Source organism: Micromonospora sp., from assembly GCF_048594385.1.
In the GTDB taxonomy this organism is placed as follows: domain Bacteria; phylum Actinomycetota; class Actinomycetes; order Mycobacteriales; family Micromonosporaceae; genus Micromonospora; species Micromonospora wenchangensis.
In genome coordinates, this window is record NZ_JBMDWU010000466.1 from 1 (window position 1) to 2,438 (window position 2,438).

Below are 2,438 nucleotides of genomic sequence, written 5' to 3' on the forward strand. Positions count from 1 at the left end.
GGGTCTCAGTCGGTGCGGGTCGCGCCCGTCAGAGCTGGATGGTCTGACAGTCGTCCAGCAGCTTCTCCGCCGCGGTCAGCGCGCTCTGCGCGGCCACCGTGGCGGCCTGGGCCGTGGTCACCTGCTGCTGCGCTGCGGCCAGCGCCTCCGAGGCACCTTTGACGCCCGCGGTTGCGGCTGCACTGACGCTGAGGGCCGCGCCGTACGCCGTCTGCGCCGCCAGGAGGGTGGCCCTGGCGGCCTTGAGCCTCTTCCTGGCCTTCTTCACCTTCGCCCGGTCGCCCGACTTCTTGGCCTTGGCCAGCTTCTTGTCGGCCCCGGTCACGGCGGCACCGGCGGCGTCCAGCGCAGCCTTCGCCGGGCCCACCGCCTGCTGCGCGGCGGCCGACTTCTGCTGCGCGGTCGTCAGGTCCGCGGCTGCTTTCGTGACCGCCGCCTGGCCGGCCGCGAGGGCTGCGCCGGTCTTCGCCAGGTCGGCCTCCGCCGCCGTCACCGCCGCCTTCTCGCTCGTGCAGTCGCGGACGGTGAGCGTGAGCTTGGCGCCGGTCACCGAGCCGGTGTCACCGGCACAGCTGTCGGTGATCCGCAGGGTCCAGGTCCCGTTGACCTGCTGCACCGGGAGGAAGTCGTCGTAGATGTAGGTCTGGGCGCCGGTGGCCCCCGGCGCCCCACCGGGCTCGCTGGTGCGGTAGACGCCCGACGGGATCGGGCTGCCCCCGTCCGCCGCTGTCGCCGCCGCCCACCAGTCGCCTTGCGCGGAGTCGGTGAACGAGTACGGTCCGCCCAGGTCGCTGTCGTCACCCCCGCCGGTCGCGCTGATCGAGCCGGTGCGCGAGAACAGCACCGCGCTGGCCGCTCCGCCGGGGGCGATGAGTGTCACCGTGACGTCCCCGGCGTAGGGGTGAGTGAGGAGCAGGTCGCTGACCTTGACGACGTAGGCCGTCTGCCCGGCGACGCCCGAGACGTCGAAGGTCACGTCGCGCGGCGAGCCGGGCGTCCCGCACGTCCCGCCGTCGGGGATCGCGCCGAAGCCGGTCCCTGTGAACGTCGTGGTGGTGTCGGCCGCCTGCGCGCTGCCCGGCGTGGTCACGGCCAGCAGGCCGGCGAGCACGGCGGTCAGGCCGAGCAGGGCGTTGGTGCGACGCGGCATGAGGGACTCCTCGGTCGGTGGTGCCTCCGACGCTAGGGAGCCGGTGCCGGGCCGCGGCATGGCCCGATGGGGCCATGGACGGGCCCTACTGCCGCCGCTCGTACCGCCGCGGCAGCAGCCGCTCCGGCACCTCCCCGAGGGGCACGTACTCGCACGTGAACTCCCCGTCGTAGCCGAACAGGAACCCGAACACCGGGTTGGAGACCACCAGGTCGACGCGGAAGACACCCGCGGCGTCGTCGTACCGCTCGCGCAGCTCGGCCACCCCGCTGAACAGCATCGGGAACCGGAAGCCGACCGGCCCCTCGTAGAACCGCTGCGCGCCGGTGCGGATGAGCAGGCTGCCGTCGGGCTCGGCGCGCAGCTCGAGGTCGACGGCGAGGTGCTGGTGGCTGCCGAGGTAGTCCAGCACGTGGCCGGCGTCGGCGCGGACCATCGTCGCGTCGAAGCGGCGGGTGCGGCGGCCGAGGCGGTACTCGCGCACGAAGGTGATCGCCTCGCGCCCGAGCGGGTCGCGGTAGGGGTGGTTGTGGATGGTGAAGGGGACGTCGGTGCCGACGTCGGGGACCAGGATGTTGCGCATCCGGCCGAGCTGGAGGAACGGCACGGTCCACCAGGGGCCGCGGCGGACGCGGTGCATGGTGCCGCGGCCGACGCAGGCGTAGCCGGCGTCCAGGCCGACGCCGAAGCGGCGCTGGAGCTCGGGGTGCAGCCGGGCGAAGTCGGCGCCCATCGCCTCGGCGAAGATCGCGGTCACGGGGCCTCCAGGTCGGCGAGGGGGGCCGGTGCATCGGCCATGACGTCGCGCTGGGGCGGGCGCCGGCGGCAGCGTACGGCGCGGGGCCGGTCGGGCCGCCAGAGCCAGAGCACCGAGTGCCACGGCCAGCGCTCCGGCTCCTCGCCGCGCTCGGCCCAGATCCGCAGCCGGTCGAAGCTCCACGCGGTCAGCCAGCCGATGAGCCGGCGCAGCACGAGTCGGTCGGCGAGGGCACCCCAGCCGGGCCGGTAGTCGTAGCCGGTCGTGAACCGCACGCCGTCCGGGGTGGGCTCGTAGCGCCACCAGCCCTGCCCGTCGCCCAGCGGCGAGAGCCGGTCGGGGGTGCCGAAGCGCAGCGCGGAGGTGCAGGTGCCGTCGGGGCGGCGGCGTTCCCCCACCGACGTACCGGTGCCGGCCAGCGTGTGCAGCGGCAGCCGCAGCTCGTAGCGGAACCGCTGCCCGCCACCGGCCAGCGGCTCGATCGGCGTGATCGAGGAGAAGCGGGCGTCCCAGCGCGGGTGCAGGTCGGTG

Annotated in this window: 3 protein-coding genes; all 3 read right to left on the reverse strand. The window is 74.6% G+C overall.

The window, feature by feature from the left end; all coding sequences use genetic code 11:
* Window positions 1-28: 28 nt before the first annotated feature.
* Complete coding sequence (locus ACOJTC_RS25370) at window positions 29-1,150, reverse strand: hypothetical protein (RefSeq protein WP_420118764.1); 1,122 nt, start codon at window positions 1,148-1,150, stop codon at window positions 29-31.
* 85 nt (window positions 1,151-1,235) lie between these two features.
* Entirely contained in the window at window positions 1,236-1,907 is a 672-nt protein-coding gene (locus ACOJTC_RS25375; protein WP_420118765.1) for a DUF4166 domain-containing protein, read from the reverse strand.
* Window positions 1,904-2,438 (reverse strand): hypothetical protein (locus ACOJTC_RS25380; protein ID WP_420118766.1); only part of this gene is annotated, 535 nt, incomplete at its 5' end. The genes ACOJTC_RS25375 and ACOJTC_RS25380, both read right to left, overlap by 4 nt.

Excerpts from the sequence above, each read along its gene's own strand:
- ACOJTC_RS25370 (WP_420118764.1), bottom strand. The coding sequence starts at position 1,150 with ATGCCGCGTCGCACCAACGCCCTGCTCGGCCTGACCGCCGTGCTCGCC.